This window comes from Nocardiopsis sp. LDBS0036 (assembly GCF_041228755.1).
Classification (GTDB): Bacteria; Actinomycetota; Actinomycetes; order Streptosporangiales; family Streptosporangiaceae; genus Nocardiopsis; species Nocardiopsis dassonvillei.
Map to the genome: position 1 here is coordinate 2,219,116 of NZ_CP141103.1, position 18,483 is coordinate 2,237,598.

General features: G+C 68.6%; 16 protein-coding genes. 4 read left to right on the plus strand and 12 right to left on the minus strand.

Going from position 1 to position 18,483, the window contains the following annotated elements:
* Position 1: 1 nt before the first annotated feature.
* Together UIS43_RS09250 and UIS43_RS09255 are read right to left on the minus strand one after the other, a co-directional pair.
* Complete coding sequence (locus tag UIS43_RS09250) at positions 2-919, minus strand: hypothetical protein (protein ID WP_013154142.1); 918 nt, start codon at positions 917-919, stop codon at positions 2-4.
* On the minus strand, positions 916-1,713 hold the full coding sequence (locus tag UIS43_RS09255) for a carboxylesterase (RefSeq protein ID WP_013154143.1): 798 nt from the start codon (positions 1,711-1,713) through the stop codon (positions 916-918). The genes UIS43_RS09250 and UIS43_RS09255 overlap by 4 nt, the downstream gene beginning before the upstream one ends.
* Positions 1,714-2,102: 389 nt before the next feature.
* On the opposite strand from UIS43_RS09255, the gene UIS43_RS09260 reads away from it, so the two are divergent.
* Positions 2,103-2,957 carry a 1-acyl-sn-glycerol-3-phosphate acyltransferase gene (locus UIS43_RS09260; protein ID WP_013154144.1) on the plus strand — a complete coding sequence of 285 codons (855 nt, stop codon included), beginning with the start codon at positions 2,103-2,105 and terminating at the stop codon, positions 2,955-2,957.
* An 82-nt stretch (positions 2,958-3,039) separates the two neighbouring features.
* On the opposite strand, the gene UIS43_RS09265 is transcribed toward UIS43_RS09260, so the two are convergent.
* Positions 3,040-3,987 carry an ROK family glucokinase gene (locus tag UIS43_RS09265; RefSeq protein WP_013154145.1) on the minus strand — a complete coding sequence of 316 codons (948 nt, stop codon included), beginning with the start codon at positions 3,985-3,987 and terminating at the stop codon, positions 3,040-3,042.
* A gap of 149 nt (positions 3,988-4,136) precedes the next feature.
* On the minus strand, positions 4,137-4,583 hold the full coding sequence (locus UIS43_RS09270; protein ID WP_071622456.1) for a hypothetical protein: 447 nt from the start codon (positions 4,581-4,583) through the stop codon (positions 4,137-4,139).
* Between the two features lie 415 nt (positions 4,584-4,998).
* Between UIS43_RS09270 and UIS43_RS09275 the strand changes: the two genes are divergently transcribed.
* Positions 4,999-6,798: a long-chain fatty acid--CoA ligase gene (locus tag UIS43_RS09275; RefSeq protein ID WP_370012961.1), complete on the plus strand. Its 1,800-nt coding sequence runs from the start codon at positions 4,999-5,001 to the stop codon at positions 6,796-6,798.
* 145 nt (positions 6,799-6,943) lie between these two features.
* Here the strand turns inward: UIS43_RS09275 and UIS43_RS09280 are convergent, their stop codons facing one another.
* The 8 genes from UIS43_RS09280 to UIS43_RS09315 all read right to left on the minus strand — a co-directional run bounded on the left by UIS43_RS09280 (position 6,944) and on the right by UIS43_RS09315 (position 16,113).
* Complete coding sequence (locus tag UIS43_RS09280) at positions 6,944-8,599, minus strand: cytochrome bc complex cytochrome b subunit (protein WP_370012962.1); 1,656 nt, start codon at positions 8,597-8,599, stop codon at positions 6,944-6,946.
* Positions 8,600-8,602: 3 nt separating this feature from the next.
* Complete coding sequence (locus tag UIS43_RS09285) at positions 8,603-9,802, minus strand: Rieske 2Fe-2S domain-containing protein (RefSeq protein WP_370012963.1); 1,200 nt, start codon at positions 9,800-9,802, stop codon at positions 8,603-8,605.
* On the minus strand, positions 9,795-10,730 hold the full coding sequence (locus UIS43_RS09290) for a cytochrome c (protein ID WP_013154150.1): 936 nt from the start codon (positions 10,728-10,730) through the stop codon (positions 9,795-9,797). Before UIS43_RS09290 ends, UIS43_RS09285 begins: the two co-directional genes overlap by 8 nt.
* A 17-nt stretch (positions 10,731-10,747) precedes the next feature.
* The gene (locus UIS43_RS09295; RefSeq protein WP_210746207.1) at positions 10,748-11,305 is read right to left on the minus strand and encodes a heme-copper oxidase subunit III; all 558 of its coding nucleotides are present in this window, start codon (positions 11,303-11,305) and stop codon (positions 10,748-10,750) included.
* Between the two features lie 533 nt (positions 11,306-11,838).
* Positions 11,839-13,485, minus strand: coding sequence for a cytochrome bc complex cytochrome b subunit (locus UIS43_RS09300; protein ID WP_358172073.1), 1,647 nt, complete (start codon positions 13,483-13,485; stop codon positions 11,839-11,841).
* A gap of 3 nt (positions 13,486-13,488) precedes the next feature.
* On the minus strand, positions 13,489-14,610 hold the full coding sequence (locus tag UIS43_RS09305; RefSeq protein WP_094804054.1) for a ubiquinol-cytochrome c reductase iron-sulfur subunit: 1,122 nt from the start codon (positions 14,608-14,610) through the stop codon (positions 13,489-13,491).
* Positions 14,603-15,538 (minus strand): cytochrome c, encoded by a 936-nt coding sequence (locus UIS43_RS09310; protein ID WP_083555291.1) that lies wholly within the window; start codon positions 15,536-15,538, stop codon positions 14,603-14,605. Before UIS43_RS09310 ends, UIS43_RS09305 begins: the two co-directional genes overlap by 8 nt.
* A gap of 17 nt (positions 15,539-15,555) precedes the next feature.
* Complete coding sequence (locus UIS43_RS09315) at positions 15,556-16,113, minus strand: heme-copper oxidase subunit III (RefSeq protein ID WP_210746207.1); 558 nt, start codon at positions 16,111-16,113, stop codon at positions 15,556-15,558.
* Between the two features lie 547 nt (positions 16,114-16,660).
* Between UIS43_RS09315 and UIS43_RS09320 the strand changes: the two genes are divergently transcribed.
* Complete coding sequence (locus tag UIS43_RS09320) at positions 16,661-17,101, plus strand: hypothetical protein (protein ID WP_370012965.1); 441 nt, start codon at positions 16,661-16,663, stop codon at positions 17,099-17,101.
* 210 nt (positions 17,102-17,311) lie between these two features.
* Positions 17,312-18,424 (plus strand): anthranilate phosphoribosyltransferase, encoded by a 1,113-nt coding sequence (gene trpD, locus UIS43_RS09325; protein ID WP_013154153.1) that lies wholly within the window; start codon positions 17,312-17,314, stop codon positions 18,422-18,424.
* Positions 18,425-18,483: the final 59 nt, after the last annotated feature.

Below are 18,483 nucleotides of genomic sequence, written 5' to 3' on the forward strand. Positions count from 1 at the left end.
GTCAGACCACCGCCCCGTTGTCGGGCCCGCCGTCTCCGGGCGGGCGGGAGTCGGTCATGCGCAGGATGAGCACGACGAAGCTGACCAGGAAGGCCAGCACCGCGGCGAACATCAGCCAGTTGGGCAGGGAGACGCCGACGAACGCGGCCCCGAACACCAGTACCGGCGCGCCCAGCAGGCACAGCCAGGCGGCGATGCCCACCCGGTCGCCCTGGAGCAGGGGCGGCGGTGGCGGGGGCTCGTAGTGGCCCTCCAGGTCGGCCTCGGCCCGGCGCCGGGCCTCCTCCTCCGCCGTCTCGCGCTCCTCCCCGTCCCCGGCGCCGGCGGTCCCTCCGGCCAGGAGGTCGCCGCCGGAGGAGGCGTCCCCTCCCGGGGCGCTGAGGTTCTCGGCGTCGGGCCAGGCGGCGCGGCGGCGCTGCCCCCGGGTGTCTGCGTCGTCGTAGAAGCGGGCGACCAGGTCGTTCCAGACCTCGTCCTCGTCCGCGGGCCGGGCGGGCGCGGCGTCGGGGTCGACGTTGGCGGGCGGGCCGTCCAGCAGGTCGCCGCCGACCGTCGCGTCGGGGGACTCGTGCGCGGCGGCCTCCCCGCCCTCCTCGGCGTCGGCGTCGGAGCGGGGTTCGCCGCGTGACGCCAGCAGGTCGGGGGCCGTCCCGGGCCGCCCGTCCAGGTCGGGCAGCTCGGCGCCCAGGACCCTCTCGGCCGCGGCCCGCTCCTCGGCGTCCACGTACAGGTGGTCGGTGGGCGGGTCGTCGGCCTGGCTGCCCTCGGGCTCCAGGACGTCCTCGTCCAGGGGCACGGCGTAGGCGGCGATGCCGCTGCGCCGGAGCGCCTCCAGCATGAGGTCGGCGTGCGAGGGCGCGAGCAGGATCAGCGGAACGTAGGCGTCGGCGAGCAGGCCGTTTCCCCGACGTTGCGTCATCGGTCGGCTCCTTCCCCGCTTCTACTGTGCTCTCGCACGAAGGCGAGGCTCCCGTCGAAGACGACGGCGGCGTCATGGTCGAGGGTCGCCACGTGGTAGCTGTCGTGGAGCAGGTGGATCGTCAGCCCGGTGTTGACCGCTCTCCTAGCGAGGATACGCAGACTGCGCGGTCCGACGACGTGGTCCTGGGTGCTTCGGTAGGCCAGGATCGGCGCTCGCAAACCGGACATGCCCTCCTGAACCTCGCGCCACAGCTTCGGGAGTGTCGCCGCGGCCGCGGTGGGGACGCGGTCGTACCCGCCCTCGGTGGTGTCGTCCTTGGAGACGTCGCAGCCCAGACCGGGCGTGGAGGGCATGATCCGCGAGACCAGGCGGCGGACGGGGGCGATGACGGGCAGGCGTCGGTCCTCCACCGCCAGGGAGGGGTTGACGAGCACGACCCCGCGCACGAGGCCCGGGTGCCTCTGGGCCAGGCGCAGGCTGAGGGCGCCGCCCATGGACAGCCCCATGACGAACACCTCCCCGCAGCGCGAGGCCAGGTCCAACAGGGCCCGTTCGACCTCGGCGAGCCAGTCGTCGCTGGTGGTGAGGTTCATGTCGTGCCAGACCGTGCCGTGCCCGGGCAGCAGGGGCGCCTCGACGCTGAGTCCGGCGGCGGCCAGGTGCTCGGCCCAGGGTCGCATCGAGTACGGGGAGCCGGTGAAACCGTGGCAGAGCAGGACGCCCGTGTCCGACCCGCGGTGACTGAACGGCTCAGCGCCCGGGATCAGGGGAGGGGCGTCGGTCGGTCTCACGGAGCGGCTCCAGGAATCGTGCGGTGCGCGGAGGACGGGGGTCTGCGGCGACCGGAGCGGAGGCACGGGAAACCCTGGCTCCTGCCGTGAGGCTAACCGTTCGGCGGTCCGTTCGCCATGAGTGCACACTAACGTTCCCGTCCCCGGCGACCGGAGGCAGGCACCCGCCACGCGGGCCGACTGAGTATCCTCTTCTGCGTCGGGCCGACGGCCCGTTCGGGGGCGCTTTGGCACTCGCGCTCACACGGTGGGAGGATGGCGCACGTCAGGCGGCGGCTCCTCCCCCACTCTCCGGGTGCGAGCCCTCCTGACAATGTCGGCAGAGCGGGACGGTGAATCGTGGCAGACCCTGCCCAGTGCTCCCCGCGTGTGCAGGGGTGATCTGAGCGATGTTCTACTGGGTGGTCAAGGCGATCCTGGGGCCGGTCCTGGCCGTACTGTGGCAGCCGCGCGCCGAGGGTGTGGAGAACGTGCCGCGCCGCGGTCCGGCGATCATGGTCAGCAACCACCTGTCCTTCTCCGACCACTTCTTCGGTCCGCTGCCGCTGCCGCGCAAGATCACCTTCCTGGCCAAGGCCGAGTACTTCACCGGCACGGGCGTCAAGGGGCTGCTGAGCCGGGCGTTCTTCACCGGCGTGGGGCAGATCCCCATCGACCGCTCGGGCGGCAAGGCCAGTGAGGCGGCGCTGCGCACGGGCCTGAGGGTGCTCAAGCGCGGCGACCTCCTGGGCATCTACCCCGAGGGCACCCGCTCCCCCGACGGCAAGCTCTACCGCGGCCGGACGGGTGTGGCGCGGCTGGCGCTGGAGGCCAAGGCCCCGGTGGTGCCGATGGCGATGATCAACCTGGAGAAGATCATGCCCCCCGGCCGCACGGTGCCCAAGCTGGGCGTGCGCCCCAAGGTCAAGTTCGGCAAGCCGCTGGACTTCTCCCGCTACCACGGCATGGAGAAGGACCCGCGCGTGCTGCGGGCCGTCACCGACGAGATCATGTACGCGTTGATGGAGCTGTCCGGTCAGGAGTACGTGGACCGCTACGCGCAGTCGGTCAAGGCCGAGCTGGAGGCGGAGGCCAAGGAGGCCAAACGCGAGCAGCACGCCAGCGACAAGGACCGCAGGCGGACCGAGCGCGAGCGGCGCAAGGCGGAGCGGCGGACCCGCCGCGAGGAGAAGCGGGCGGCGCGCAGGGACAGGCGCGGTGGCGGGGACGCGGACGCCGCGGACCCGACCGCCGCCCAGGAGTAGCCCGCGCGGCGGCCCGAGGAACGGACGGCCCCCGCGCCCCCGCTGCGGGGGCGCGGGGGCCGTCCGCTTCCCGGGGCCCGGGTCAGTGCCGGGCGAGGTCGCCGGCGCCGACGATGCCCGCCTCTCCGCCGAGTTCGGCCAGGCGCACCTCGGCCATGCGGCGCCCCGGGCGGCCCGGGACGTTGCGCGCGAAGGCGGCGCGGACCGGGTCCAGCAGGATGGACCCGGCGTCGGAGACACCGCCGCCCAGGACGAAGCACTCGGGGTCGAGGATGGCGGCGAGGTCGGCCAGGCCGTGTCCGGCCCACTCCCCGACCTTGGCGAAGCACTCCAGGGCGGCCCTGTCCCCCTCCAGCGCCGCCTGGGTGATGACGTGGCCCTCGACCTGGTCGATGACACCGTCGGCGAGCTTGAGCATGCGCTCGGCGGCCACGGGGTCGGTCAGCGCCAGGTCCTGGGCCTCGGCGACCAGGGCGCGGCCGCTGGCGTACTGCTCCCAGCAGCCGTGGTTGCCGCAGGCGCAGCGGCGCCCGTGCGGGACCATCCGGTAGTGCCCGACCTCGGCGGCCACGCCGTAGCGGCCGCGGTGCAGGGCGCCGCCGATGACCAGGCCGCCGCCGATGCCGGTGCCCAGGGTGATGCACACGATGTGGTCGCTGCCGCGCCCGGCGCCGAACCTGGCCTCGGCCCAGGCGGCGGCGTTGGCGTCGTTCTCGATGACCACGGGCAGCCCGACGCGCTCCTGGACGTGGTCCCGGAGGGGCTCGTCGCGCAGGCCGAGGTTGACGGCGACCTGGACGGTGGCGCGGTCCTCGTCCACGAACCCCGCCACCCCCACCCCGACCGCCCGGACGGAGTCGGCGTCCTGTCGGCCGCGCAGCTCCCCGACGGCTCTGGCCACGACGTCGGCCAGGGCCTGCGGGTCGTTGGAGGGGGTGGGGTACTTGACCTTGTCGAGGATCTGCCCTTCGGGGTCGACGACCCCGGCGGCGACCTTGGTCCCGCCGATGTCTACGCCGATGGTCAGCATGGGGGCAGCTCCTTCGTACTTACGCCCGAACTCTGACATAAGTCTCAAGGTTCATGGCAAAGTGTTTTCAGATGATGTATGCCATCTGATTAAACCAGGCGCGAGGCGACCCCCGACACCCCCGGAGTCGAACCGTGATCTCCTCCCGTTCACCCCGCGGTGACCTGGCGTTCCTCGCCTTCCGTCGCCCTTTCGCCACCCTGCGTCCGGTCCTGCGGACGGCGCCCCGCGGCGTCGTCGGCGCGGGTCTGCTCAAGGGAGCGCTCGACCACGTCCCAGGTGCGGCCCAGGGCTCCGACCGCGGCCAGTCCGGCGCGGCCGAGGTGTCCGACGACCTCGGGGCCGGAGGTGCGCACGATGTCGAGCAGTTCCTCCAGCGGGGGGCGCCGGTCGTCCGTCTCCAGGCGGATGGCCTCCTCCCACACGTCGCCCTTGCTCGGGGGCGGCGAGGTCACGGCGCCCACCCCGCGCTTGACCCCGGCCGTCAACAGCCTGCGCTGAAGGGTGGTCACCAGCTTCAGTGCGTCGTCGATGAGGTCGGGGTCCTCGCCCCTGCCCGCACCCGGACCGCCGTTGCGACCGGTGTTCTCCGTCATGTCAGCTTCCTCCTTCGCGCCGCGTTCTGCTTCACGGTAACCGGCCCTCCGGGCGCCGGGGAGGTTTCTCAGGGCAGGTTCAGGGGCGAATCAGGGGCGCGGGCGCGGCTACGGGGAGTGAGGCCAGGGGAAACCGCAATGACCACGAAAACCTACAAAGGACACAAAATTCACATACAGCACATAGTTCTCACGACGTGCGCAAACACTACGTCGGGCGTATAGTCTCGCGTGCGTACGAGGGAGGAATCCGTTCTTTCCTCCGCCCGCGCACCAGCGCGTCCGCCGCGCCGGACACGACCCAGGGTCACCGTTGGATACCGAACGACAACGTGTTCTACTCATGAGTAGGGTGGTGTTGTTACGGTCATCACGTCCCGTACTACCCGAACCCGTACACGTCCAGGAGCACCACGTGCGCGAATACAGCTCTCCCGCGAAGGCTGAGATCTCCGACGACGCGCGACTGACCGACACGCTCTACGCGCGCGCGGCCAGCGAGCCCAACGCCGTCACCGCCCGTCGCCAGGAGTCCGGCCAGTGGCACGACGTCACCGTGGCGGAGCTGCACGCCGACATCGCCGCGTACGCCAAGGCCCTGATCGACGCGGGCATCGAGCACGGCGACCGCGTCGCCCTGATGTCGCGCACCCGCTACGAGTGGACGGTCGTCGACTACGCCATCTGGTCCGTCGGCGGCGTGACCGTCCCGATCTACGAGACCTCCTCCGCCGAGCAGATCGAGTGGATCCTCACCGACTCCGGCGCCAAGGCCGCGTTCGTGGAGAACGACGCCCACGCCGAGCGCGTCGAGTCGGTCCGCGCCCGGACCCCCGAGCTCGGCCCCGTCTGGCGGTTCGACGACCCCGGGTACGCCGAGCTGCGCTCCGCGGGCTCGGAGGTGAGCGACGAGGCTCTGGAGAAGCGCCGCACCGCGGTCAAGGCCGACGACCTCGCCACCCTCATCTACACCTCGGGCACCACCGGCCGCCCCAAGGGCTGCGAGCTCACCCACCGCAACTTCCTCTTCATCTCCCACAACGCGCTGGAGGGCCCGGCCCGCCAGGTCCTGCGCAGCAAGGAGAACCCCTCCACGCTGCTGTTCCTGCCACTGGCCCACGTCTTCGCCCGCTTCGTCCAGGTCATGGTGATCGAGGCCAGAGCCACCCTCGGCCACTTCCCCTCCACCGGCCCCGAGCTGATCGAGCAGTTCTCGGCGTTCAGGCCCACCTTCCTGCTCGCGGTCCCCCGCGTGTTCGAGAAGGTCTACACCAAGGCCGAGCAGAAGGCCGCGGCCGAGGGCAAGGGCAAGATCTTCAACGCCGCCGCCGACACCGCCGTCGCCTACAGCAAGGCCCTGGCCACCGGCCGGATCCCCCTGAGCCTCAAGCTCAAGCACGCGCTGTTCAGCAAGCTGGTCTACGGCAAGCTCCTGGCCGCCCTGGGCGGCAACGCCGAGTACGCCGTCTCCGGCGGATCCGCGCTGGGCGCGCGTCTGGGCCACTTCTTCCGCGGCATCGGCTTCACCATCATCGAGGGCTACGGCCTCACCGAGACCACCGCCCCCACCTCGGTGAACAGCCCCGAGTTCAACAAGATCGGCACCGTGGGCCAGCCGCTGCCCGGCACCACCATCAGGATCGCCGAGGACGGCGAGATCCTGCTCAAGGGCGACCACATCATGGTCGGCTACTGGAAGAACGAGAAGGCCACCAAGGAGGCCTTCACCGAGGACGGCTTCTACCGCACCGGCGACCTGGGCGCGCTGGACGACGACGGCTTCCTGAGCGTCACCGGGCGCAAGAAGGAGATCATCGTGACCGCGGGCGGCAAGAACGTCGCCCCGGCCGTCCTGGAGGACCGCATCCGCGCCCACGCCCTGGTCAGCCAGTGCATGGTGGTCGGAGACAACCGCAAGTTCATCGCCGCGCTGATCACGATCGACCCCGAGTCGTTCGTCCAGTGGCGCGAGGCCAACGGCAAGAGCGGCGAGATCGCCGACCTGACCGGGGACGCGGACCTGAACGCCGCCATCCAGGAGGCCGTGGACAACGCCAACAACGCGGTGTCCAAGGCCGAGGGGATCAAGAAGTTCAAGATCCTGCCCAGCGACTTCACGGAGGAGAGCGGCCAGATGACCGCCTCCCTGAAGGTCAAGCGCCACGTGGTCAGCAAGCAGTGGAGCAAGGAGATCGACGACATCTACGCCGGCTGAGCACTCCGCCGCCCGCACCGGACACACGGGAGCCGACCGACCTCGCACGGGGGCGGTCGGCTCCCGCCGTGTGCGGGGCCGTGCTCCGGGAACACGACGGACCCGGCCGCACCGCGACCGGGTCCGTCATCCACGTGTGGGCGCGCTAGTGGTGGGCCGCCTCCTTCTCCGCCTCCGTGGAGGAGTGGTGCGGGTGGTGGCCGTTGTGCGCCTCCACCCCCTCCAGGGACACGTCGTCCTTGGTGTACCAACGCGCCAGGGCCTTGCGGAGCCTGCCGCTGCCCTTGCGGGCCTCGGGGTTCTCCACCCCCTTGCCGTCCACGTCGGCACCGTCGGCCAGCGCCGTCGAGGTGATGACCGGCTTGCTCTCCAGGACGTGCACCGTCTCCGGGGAGCTGTGCTTGTGCACCTCCACGAACTCACCGCTGGGCAGCTGCTGGATGGTGCCGCTCTCGTAGCCGTGCTCCAGGGTCTCCCGGTCACGGCGCTGCAGCCCCAGGCAGATGCGCTTGGCGACGAAGAACCCCGCCACCGGGCCGACGATGACCAGCACACGGAAGATGTACGTGGTCATGTACAGGCTGATCGAGAAGGTCTCCGAGATGATGTCGTTGGACCCGGACATCCACAGCACACCGTAGAAGATGATCCCGGCGACGCCCACACCGGTGCGCACCGGCGCGTTGCGCGGACGGTCGGCGACGTTGTGCGCGCGCTTGTCGCCGGTGATCCACTGCTCGATGAACGGCCACGCGCCCAGGGCACCGAAGAGCAGGCCCATGATCCCCAGTCCGGGGACGAGCACGCCGATGATGAACGGGTAGCCCCCGATGGAGAAGTCGAACCAGTTCGGGAAGATGCGCAGCGCGCCCTCCATGAAGCCCAGGTACCAGTCGGGCTGGAGCCCGGAGGTGATGGACGTCGGACTGAAGGGCCCGAACAGGTGGATCGGGTTGATCTGCACGAACGCGCCCAGGAGCGTGATCACGGCGAACGTGAAGAAGAAGAAGCCGCCCGCCTTGACCGCGAAGGCCGGGAACATGGGCGTTCCGACCACGGTCTTGTCCGTGCGCCCGGTACCGGGGTACTGGGTGTGCTTCTGGTGCCACAGGATCATGAAGTGCGCGACGATCAGACCCAGCAGCAGCGCTGGCAGCGCCAGCACGTGCAGCATGTACAGCCGGGAGATGATGTCCTCGCCGGGGAACTCCCCGCCGAAGAGGAACATCGACAGGTAGGAACCCACCAGGGGGATCGCCAGGACGACGCCCTGGAGGACCCGCACGCCCATGCCCGAGGGCAGGTCGTCGGGCAGCGAGTAGCCGAACAGGCCCTCGATGACGGCGATGGCGAAGATCGCGACGCCGATCAGCCAGTTGATCTCGCGCGGCTTGCGGAACGCGCCGGTGAAGAACACCCGGAGCATGTGCACGACGAGCGAGGCCACGAAGATCAGCGCGGCCCAGTGGTGGATCTGGCGGACCAGGAGCCCGCCGCGCACCTCGAAGGTGATGTGGAGCGTGGAGGCGTAGGCCTCCGACATGGGAACGCCCTGGAGGCGCTCGTAGGAGCCGTCGTAGATGACCTCCACCATGCTCGGTTTGAACCAGAGCGTGAGGAAGACGCCCGTGAGCAGCAGGATGATGAACGAGTACAGCGCGATCTCGCCCAGCATGAACGACCAGTGGTTCGGGAAGACCTTGCGCAGGTTCTTCTCGCCGGTCTTGGCCAGGTGGAAGCGGTCGTCGATGAAGTTGCCGACGCCGCGAAGCGCCTTGGGTGCTTGCGTGGTCTTACTCATCGGCTAGTCCTTCGCGTATTCCCAGAACGTGGGGCCCGTGGGTTCGTCGAAGTCGCCGGTCGCGATGAGGTAGCCCTCGTCGTCGACGCCGATCGGCAGCTGCGGCAGCGGCCGGTGCGCCGGACCGAACACGACCTCGGCGGCGTTGGAGGCGTCGAACGTCGACTGGTGGCACGGGCACAGGATGCGGTGTGTCGTGCGTTCGTACAGGGCCGCGGGGCAGCCCACGTGGGTGCAGATCTTGGAGTAGGCGACGATGCCGTTGTGCGTCCAGTTCAGACGCGTCTGGCCGTCGGTTCCCTCGATCTCCTCGGTCATCCGCTCCTGCCAGTCCTCCTCGGGGATCTTGATCAGGATGATGACGGTCTTGGCCTGGTCGGTCAGTGAGAGGTGGTGGTGGTCGTCATCGGCGGCGGGCAGGGCCGAGACCATCGCGTTGGGGTCGTTCTCGAAGTCCTCGGGGCGGAGGGGACGGCCGCTCCCCTCCACGACGATGCGGCGACCGTGTTCCCACATCGTCTTCTTCATCAGGTCGCCCGGAACCGGGCCGGTGTCGCGCAGCAGCACGATCGGCGCCAGCCCCAACGGCAGCATCGCCAGGATGAGCGTGCGGCGCATCAGCGGACGCTTGGTGAAACCGCTCTCGTCGGCGCCCTGCATGAAGAAGGCGCTGAAGGAACCCTTCTCCTTCTCGTCCGAGGGCAGCTCGTCGTAGGGAGAGGCCACCTCGTAGTGCGGCATCACCTGACGCGCCCACACCGTCATACCCGCACCGATGCCGAACATCGCCAGCGTCAGCGTGCCGCCCAGCAGCATGTTCGAGTACTGGGCGATCTGCGGGTCCGCGATCGCACTGGAGCTGAAGAGGAAGTAGGCGACCAGGAAGCCGATCCCGCCCAGGAAGGCGATCACGAACCACACCGAGGCGAGCTTCTCACCCCGGCGCTGGGTCCTCTCCGAGCGCGTGTGCGTCTCGGAGGCCTTGTACGGACCCGTGTGCCCGTCCGCCGGGGCCTCGGTGGCACCGGAGACCAGCGGGTTCGCGGTCTTGGGGGTGCCGACCACGCGTTCGGGCTCGGTCCCGCCGGTCGTGGGGGTCGCGCTCACGCGCTCGGAGTGCGTCCCGTTCGTCTTCGGGGTGCCGACCACGCGTTCGGGCGTGGCCTCTCCCCCGCTGCTGTCGTTGCTGTTGTTCTCAGTCATGAGCTCGCTGCTTCGCGGTGATCCAGATCGCGCAGGCAATGATCAAAGCGAGTCCGACGACCCAGCTGATGAGGCCTTCGGCCACCTGCCCGATGCGATTGAGGTGGAAGACGCCTCCGGCGTTGGGTTCGGCCTGGAGAGTCTTGATATAGGAGATCAACTCCTGCTTCTCCTCCGGCTCGATCACCGTGTCACTGAACATCGGCATCGCACCCGGACCACTGACCATCGCCTCATAGATCTGACGCGCGGACGCGTCATGAATCTCCGGAGCCCAACGACCATCAGTCAACGCACCGCCACCACCAGACCAACCATGGCAGTGCGCACAGTTGGTCAGATACAGACGCATACCCATGTCGGTGTCGTCGGCGCCCTGAACATACGACTCGTACTCGGCCTCGAACTCCTCAAGCGCCGCCTCATAGGAAGCCTCGTCCTCGAACTCCCCACGCTCGGGCGCCTCACCCGGAACGTCATAGGGAATATCGGGACCACCGGTCCTGATCTGCGCGTTGTAGTACGCGATCAGATCCTGCAGATCCTCCTCCGACATCGCCATCGGCTTGCGCGGCATCTGCGCGTCGGGATTCATCGACGGCATACGCCCCGTGCTGACCTGGAAGTCAACGGCCGCGGCACCCGAATCACGGATGTCCGGACCCCGGGTGTACTCCCCGTCCTCGCCGTAACTACCACTGCCGTCGTAGTTGTGACAGGTCGCGCACGTCTGGTTGAAGATGTCCTCGCCGTTGGCCACATCGACCTCGTCCGCCGAGGGAGGACCATCAGCGGCCAGAGTCTGCGCCTGGGCCTGGTCCGCGGTGGGCGCCAAAGCGGCGTACCCCACCCCGAACAGGGCTAGCGCGAGGATGACGACGACATACCCCGCCAGGGGATGCCGCCGCCGCGCGGTAATCCATTTCACGGTTTCCCCGTTTCGGGTTACTGGATGAAGTAGATGGTGAAGAACAAAGCGATCCAGACCACATCGACGAAGTGCCAGTAGTAGGACACGACGATCGCGCTGGTCGCCTGCTGGTGGGTGAAGCGCTTCGCGGCGTACGTACGTCCCAACATGATGAGGAACGCGATCAGCCCACCGATGACGTGGAGTCCGTGGAAGCCCGTGGTCAGGTAGAACATCGACCCGTAAGCGCTCGACTGAAGAGTCAGGCCCCCGTGGAAGATGAGCTCGTAGTACTCGTAGGCCTGCCCAAGGACGAAGAACAGGCCCATGAAGAACGTGATGAAGAACCACATACGCAGCTTCTTGACATCACCGCGCTCGGCGGCCCAGACGCCGGCCTGCGCGGTGAAGCTCGAAGCCACCAGGACCACGGTGATCGCCGACGCCCACGGCACGTTCAGGTGGGTGTCGGGCCACTGCCCCAGGTCGGGGTTTCCGTTGGTCACCGATCGGATCGTGAAGTACATCGCGAACAGCGCAGCGAAGAACATGAGCTCGTTGGCCAACCAAACGATGGTGCCAACGCTCACCAGGTCAGGACGCTTTGCCGCACCATGTGCTGGTGTCGGTGCTGATTTTGGGTTCGCGGTTGCTGTCGCCACGCCAGCATTATTACGGCAACTCAGCAAGGCCCGAATCCGCCCCCCTGTTATCGCCCCCTCCGCGACACCGCGGGAGAGCGGGACCGCCTACGCACACGGGCTTCCCGGCTCCGCGATCCGGAGAGAGAAACGGAAATTCGACACCTTCTAGGCATGAACAGTGCGCCTACTAAACACGCTTCACGGGCGCCCCAAAAATCACATAATTGTGCGGGCCGAAGGCGTGACGCATGCGCGGAAAAGAGCGTCGTGGCTGGTCATCATGCTTTACCGAGTGTCCGTTCGGCGCCGGGGCGCGGGCTCGGCGGACCCCGGCGCGCGGGCGGAAGCGCTCCACGTCACACGGACCCCGTAAAGCGCTCGTCCGGCCGACGGATCCGGGGTCCCGCCCGCGTCGGCCGACAACACGACGGACCCGGTCGCGCTGCGACCGGGTCCGTCGAGGAGGTGGAGGGGAGGGGGCCCTAGTGGTGGGCCGCCTCCTTCTCCGCCTCCGTGGAGGAGTGGTGGCCGTTGTGCGCCTCCACCCCCTCCAGGGACACGTAGTCCTTGGTGTACCAACGCGCCAGGGCCTTGCGGAGCCTGCCGCTGCCCTTGCGGGCCTCGGGGTTCTCCACCCCCTTGCCGTCCACGTCGGCACCGTCCTTCAGGGCCGTCGAGGTGATGACCGGCTTGCTCTCCAGGACGTGCACCGTCTCCGGGGAGCTGTGCTTGTGCACCTCCACGAACTCACCGCTGGGCAGCTGCTGGATGGTGCCGCTCTCGTAGCCGTGCTCCAGGGTCTCCCGGTCACGGCGCTGCAGCCCCAGGCAGATGCGCTTGGTGATGAAGAAGGCCGCGATCGGACCCACGATGACCAGCACACGGAAGATGTACGTGGTCATGTACAGGCTGATCGAGAAGGTCTCCGAGATGATGTCGTTGGACCCGGCCAACCAGAGCAGACCGTAGAAGGTGATGCCCGTGACGCCCACGGCCGTGCGCACCGGCGCGTTGCGCGGACGGTCGGCGACGTTGCGCGCGCGCTTGTCGCCGGTGATCCACTGCTCGATGAACGGCCAGGCGGCCAGGCCTCCGAAGATCAGACCCGGGATGACCAGGCCGGGCACCAGCACACCCGTCGGGATGGCGTACCCGAAGGGCGCGATGTCGAACCAGTTCGGGAAGATGCGCAGCGAACCCTCCATGAAGCCCATGTACCAGTCGGGCTGGAGCCCGGAGGTGATGGACGTCGGGGTGAAGGGCCCGAACAGGTGGATCGGGTTGATCTGCACGAACGCGCTCAACATGGCGATCACGGCGAACGTGAAGAAGAAGAACCCGCCCGCCTTGACCGCGAAGGCCGGGAACATGGGCGTTCCGACCACGGTCTTGTCCGTGCGCCCGGTACCGGGGTACTGGGTGTGCTTCTGGTGCCACAGGATCATGAAGTGCGCGACGATCAGACCCAGCAGCAGGGCCGGGATCGCCAGCACGTGCAGCATGTACAGCCGCGTGATGATGTCCTCGCCGGGGAACTCCCCGCCGAAGAGGAACATCGACACGTACGGGCCGATGAGCGGCAGTGCCATCATCACGCCCTGGAGGATGCGCACGCCCATGCCCGAGGGCAGGTCGTCGGGCAGCGAGTAGCCGAACAGGCCCTCCAGCATCGCCAGGACGAAGATCGCGACGCCGATGAGCCAGTTGATCTCGCGCGGCTTGCGGAACGCGCCGGTGAAGAACACCCGGAGCATGTGCACGACGAGCGAGGCCACGAAGATCAGCGCGGCCCAGTGGTGGATCTGGCGGACCAGGAGCCCGCCGCGCACCTCGAAGGTGATGTGGAGCGTGGAGGCGTAGGCCTCCGACATGGGAACGCCCTGGAGGCGCTCGTAGGAGCCGTCGTAGATGACCTCCACCATGCTCGGCTTGAACCAGAGCGTGAGGAAGACACCTGTGAGCAGCAGGATGATGAACGAGTACAGCGCGATCTCGCCCAGCATGAACGACCAGTGGTTCGGGAAGACCTTGCGCAGGTTCTTCTCGCCGGTCTTGGCCAGGTGGAAGCGGTCGTCGATGAAGTTGCCGACGCCGCGAAGCGCCTTGGGTGCTTGCGTGGTCTTACTCATCGGCTAGTCCTTCGCGTAATCCCAGAACGTCGGACCGGGCGGCGCGACGAAGTCGCCGGTCGCGATGAGGTAGCCCTCGTCGTCGACGCCGATCGGCAGCTGCGGCAGCGGCCGGTGCGCCGGACCGAACACGACCTCGGCGGCGTTGGAGGCGTCGAACGTCGACTGGTGGCACGGGCACAGGATGCGGTGCGTCGTGCGTTCGTACAGGGCCGCGGGGCAGCCCACGTGGGTGCAGATCTTGGAGTAGGCGACGATGCCGTTGTGCGTCCAGTTCAGACGCGTCTGGCCGTCGGCGCCCTCGACCTCCTCGGTCATCCGCTCCTGCCAGTCCTCCTCGGGGACCTTGATCAGGAGGATGACGGACTTGGCCTGGTCGTTGAGGCTGATGCCGTGCGGGTAGTGGTCGTCGTCGATCGCGGGGAGGGCGGAGATCATCCCGTTGGGGTCGTTCTCGAAGTCCTCCGCGCGGATGGCGCGGTGGGTGCCCTCGACGTACATCCGGCGGCCGTTGCGCCACGGCGTGGTCTTGAGCTTGTCGCCGGGCAGCGGGCCGGTGTCGCGCAGCAGCACGATCGGCGCCAGCCCCAACGGCAGCATCGCCAGGATGAGCGTGCGGCGCATCAGCGGACGCTTGGTGAAACCGCTCTCGTCGGCGCCCTGCATGAAGAAGGCGCTGAAGGAACCCTTCTCCTTCTCGTCCGAGGGCAGCTCGTCGTAGGGAGAGGCCACCTCGTAGTGCGGCATCACCTGACGCGCCCACACCGTCATACCCGCACCGATGCCGAACATCGCCAGCGTCAGCGTGCCGCCCAGCAGCATGTTCGAGTACTGGGCGATCTGCGGGTCCGCGATCGCACTGGAGCTGAAGAGGAAGTAGGCGACCAGGAAGCCGATCCCGCCCAGGAAGGCGATCACGAACCACACCGAGGCGAGCTTCTCACCCCGGCGCTGCATCTCCTCCGGCCGCGCGTGCGTCTCGGAGGCCTTGTACGGTCCTTCGTGGACCCCCTCCGAAGTCGTGGAAGCGCCGGAGACCACGGGGTCTCCGGCCTTGGGGGTGCCGACCACGCGTTCGGGCGTGGCCTCTCCCCCGCTGCTGTCGTTGCTGTTGTTCTCAGTCATGAGCTCGCTGCTTCGCGGTGATCCAGATCGCGCAGGCGATGATCAGGGACAGGCCTACGACCCACCCGATCAGACCCTCGGCGACCTGGCCGACACGGTCCAGATCGAAAATGCCACCGGCGTTGGGTTCGGCCTGGAGAGTCTTGATATAGGAGATCAACTCCTGCTTCTCCTCCGGCTCGATCACCGTGTCACTGAACATCGGCATCGCACCCGGACCACTGACCATCGCCTCATAGATCTGACGCGCGGACGCGTCATGAATCTCCGGAGCCCAACGACCATCAGTCAACGCACCGCCACCACCAGACCAACCATGGCAGTGCGCACAGTTGGTCAGATACAGACGCATACCCATGTCGGTGTCGTCGGCGCCCTGAACATACGACTCGTACTCGGCCTCGAACTCCTCAAGCGCCGCCTCATAGGAAGCCTCGTCCTCGAACTCCCCACGCTCGGGCGCCTCACCCGGAACGTCATAGGGAATATCGGGACCACCGGTCCTGATCTGCGCGTTGTAGTACGCGATCAGATCCTGCAGATCCTCCTCCGACATCGCCATCGGCTTGCGCGGCATCTGCGCGTCGGGATTCATCGACGGCATACGCCCCGTGCTGACCTGGAAGTCAACGGCCGCGGCACCCGAATCACGGATGTCCGGACCCCGGGTGTACTCCCCGTCCTCGCCGTAACTACCACTGCCGTCGTAGTTGTGACAGGTCGCGCACGTCTGGTTGAAGATGTCCTCGCCGTTGGCCACATCGACCTCGTCCGCCGAGGGAGGACCATCAGCGGCCAGAGTCTGCGCCTGGGCCTGGTCCGCGGTGGGCGCCAAAGCGGCGTACCCCACCCCGAACAGGGCTAGCGCGAGGATGACGACGACATACCCCGCCAGGGGATGCCGCCGCCGCGCGGTAATCCATTTCACGGTTTCCCCGTTTCGGGTTACTGGATGAAGTAGATGGTGAAGAACAAAGCGATCCAGACCACATCGACGAAGTGCCAGTAGTAGGACACGACGATCGCGCTGGTCGCCTGCTGGTGGGTGAAGCGCTTCGCGGCGTACGTACGTCCCAACATGATGAGGAACGCGATCAGCCCACCGATGACGTGGAGTCCGTGGAAGCCCGTGGTCAGGTAGAACATCGACCCGTAAGCGCTCGACTGAAGAGTCAGGCCCCCGTGGAAGATGAGCTCGTAGTACTCGTAGGCCTGCCCAAGGACGAAGAACAGGCCCATGAAGAACGTGATGAAGAACCACATACGCAGCTTCTTGACATCACCGCGCTCGGCGGCCCAGACGCCGGCCTGCGCGGTGAAGCTCGAAGCCACCAGGACCACGGTGATCGCCGACGCCCACGGCACGTTCAGGTGGGTGTCGGGCCACTGCCCCAGGTCGGGGTTTCCGTTGGTCACCGATCGGATCGTGAAGTACATCGCGAACAGCGCAGCGAAGAACATGAGCTCGTTGGCCAACCAAACGATGGTGCCAACGCTCACCAGGTCAGGACGCTTTGCCGCACCATGTGCTGGTGTCGGTGCTGATTTTGGGTTCGCGGTTGCTGTCGCCACGCCAGCATTATTACGGCATCTCGGAGAGGGCCGTACCCGACTCTCCGTAACAGGGCGGGTCAGACCCGGTACGGGGCGCTCTGGCACCCCGCGCGGCCTGCTGGCACCGGTCGATCGTGACTCGGGCGTTACTGTATCGGCTTTGCCCCTCCAGTCACACCAGCAACATACCCAGAGTGACCGAAATTCGGGATCCCCTGCGGCTGCGGCGATCCAGCGCCTCCCAGGTGACATCCCGACCTACGACAGGTTACGGCCAGACATCAAGAAAATCACCTTTTGATAACAGGGCTTGGGGGTCGGGTTAGCCCGTGCTCTGAATGTGGTGGCCCAGGTCTCAGTACCCGGCACGCCCCCGGCCCCTCTCCTGTGCAGCGGAGCCGTGAGGCAATACAGTCAGAGGGCATACAGCCAACGAACGCCCCGGCCGCACCCCCACGGCGACGGCCGCGGACAGAAGCGATGGGACGGTTGCGCGATGGTGGTCAGCGGTACGGACACGGGTGCCAGGATGCGCGTGCTGGTCTACAGCGACGACGCCGACACCCGCGAGCAGGTGCGACTGGCGGTCGGCCGGCGCCCCTCGGCCGACGTTCCCCTCGTGGAGTTCGTCGAGTGCGCGACCGCGCCCGTGGTCCTGCGCAGGCTGGAGGACACCGACCCCTCCGCGCGCGTGGACGTGGCGATCTTCGACGGCGAGGCCTCCCCCGTCGGCGGGATGGGCCTGTGCCGCCAGGTCAAGGACGAGATCTACCGCTGCCCGCCGGTCCTGCTGCTGGTGGGACGGCGCGACGACGGCTGGCTGGCCACCTGGTCCCAGGCCGAGCAGGTCGTCAGCCACCCGATCGACCCCGTCGCGCTCGCCGAGGCCCTGGCCGAGCTCATGCGCCAGCGGGTCGCGGCGGCCCTGAACGGGTGACACGCGTGCGAGACGGTCTCGGAACGGGCCACCGCGGCGACGCGGAGCCGCGCCGCCGCCGCGCGGTGGGCGCGGCCCTGCACCACGGCGCCGACATCGGGCGATGGCGCGCTCACGCCACGCCCCTTCCCCCCGGCGCCTGAGGGCGGCCCGCCCGCGCGCCGCGCCCCGGCCCTTCCGTGCCCGTTCCTTCACCGTGGAGCAACCCAGATGAACGTCCCCGCCGCCCACTCCGCCGCCGGCTCCGGAGCCGCGAACCCCGACGAACGGTCCGCCGTGACCGAGCGGACCTGGTCCAACCTCATCACCGCCCTGCTGGGCGGACGGACCCTGAGCGCCGACGACACCGCGTGGGCGATGAACGAGATCATGTCCGAGGCCGCGACCGACGCCCAGATCGCCGGGTTCGCCATCGCGCTGCGCGCCAAGGGCGAGAGCGTGTCGGAGGTGACCGGCCTGGCCCGGGGCATGCTCGACAACGCCGTGCGCATCCACGTCCCCGGACCGACCCTGGACATCGTCGGCACCGGCGGCGACCGCGCGCACACCGTGAACGTGTCCACGATGGCGGCGATCGTGGCCTCGGCCGCGGGCGCCCGCGTGGTCAAGCACGGCAACCGGGCGGCGTCCTCCTCCTGCGGCACCGCCGACGTGCTGGAGCGCCTGGGCGTGGTCCTGGACCTGCCGCCGGAGCTGACCGTGCGGGTGGCCGAGGAGGCGGGCATCGCCTTCTGCTTCGCCCCGGTCTTCCACCCCTCGTTCCGCTTCACCGCCAAGCCCCGCCGCGAGCTGGCGGTGCCCACGGTGTTCAACTTCCTGGGCCCGCTGACCAACCCGGCCCAGCCCACCACCTCGGCCATCGGGGTGTTCGACGAGCGCATGTGCGAGGTGATCGCCGGGGTGTTCGCCCGCCGCGGCTCCTCGGCCCTGGTGTTCCGGGGCGACGACGGGCTGGACGAGCTGACCACCACGACCACCTCCACGGTGTGGGTGGTGGACGACGGCCAGGCCCGGCGCGAGACGCTCGACCCCGCCGACCTGGGCATCGCCCGCTCGCGTCCGGAGGACCTGCGCGGCGGCGACGTCGGGTTCAACGCCCAGGCCGTGCGCGACCTCCTGGCGGGCCGCACCGGCCCGGTGCGCGACGCCGTGCTGCTCAACGCGGGCGCCGCGCTGGCCGCCGTGGACGGCATCCGGGGCCCCCTGCTGGAGTCGGTGCGCGACGGGTACGAGCGGGCCGCCGCGGCGGTGGACGGCGGCGCCGCCGAGCGCGCGCTGGAGCGCTGGGTGGAGATCAGCCAGCAGTACGCCAAGGCCCTGTGAACACGCGCCGGGGGCGCGGCGGCGGGGATACCCGGTGCCGCGCCCCCGGCGTTCGGCCC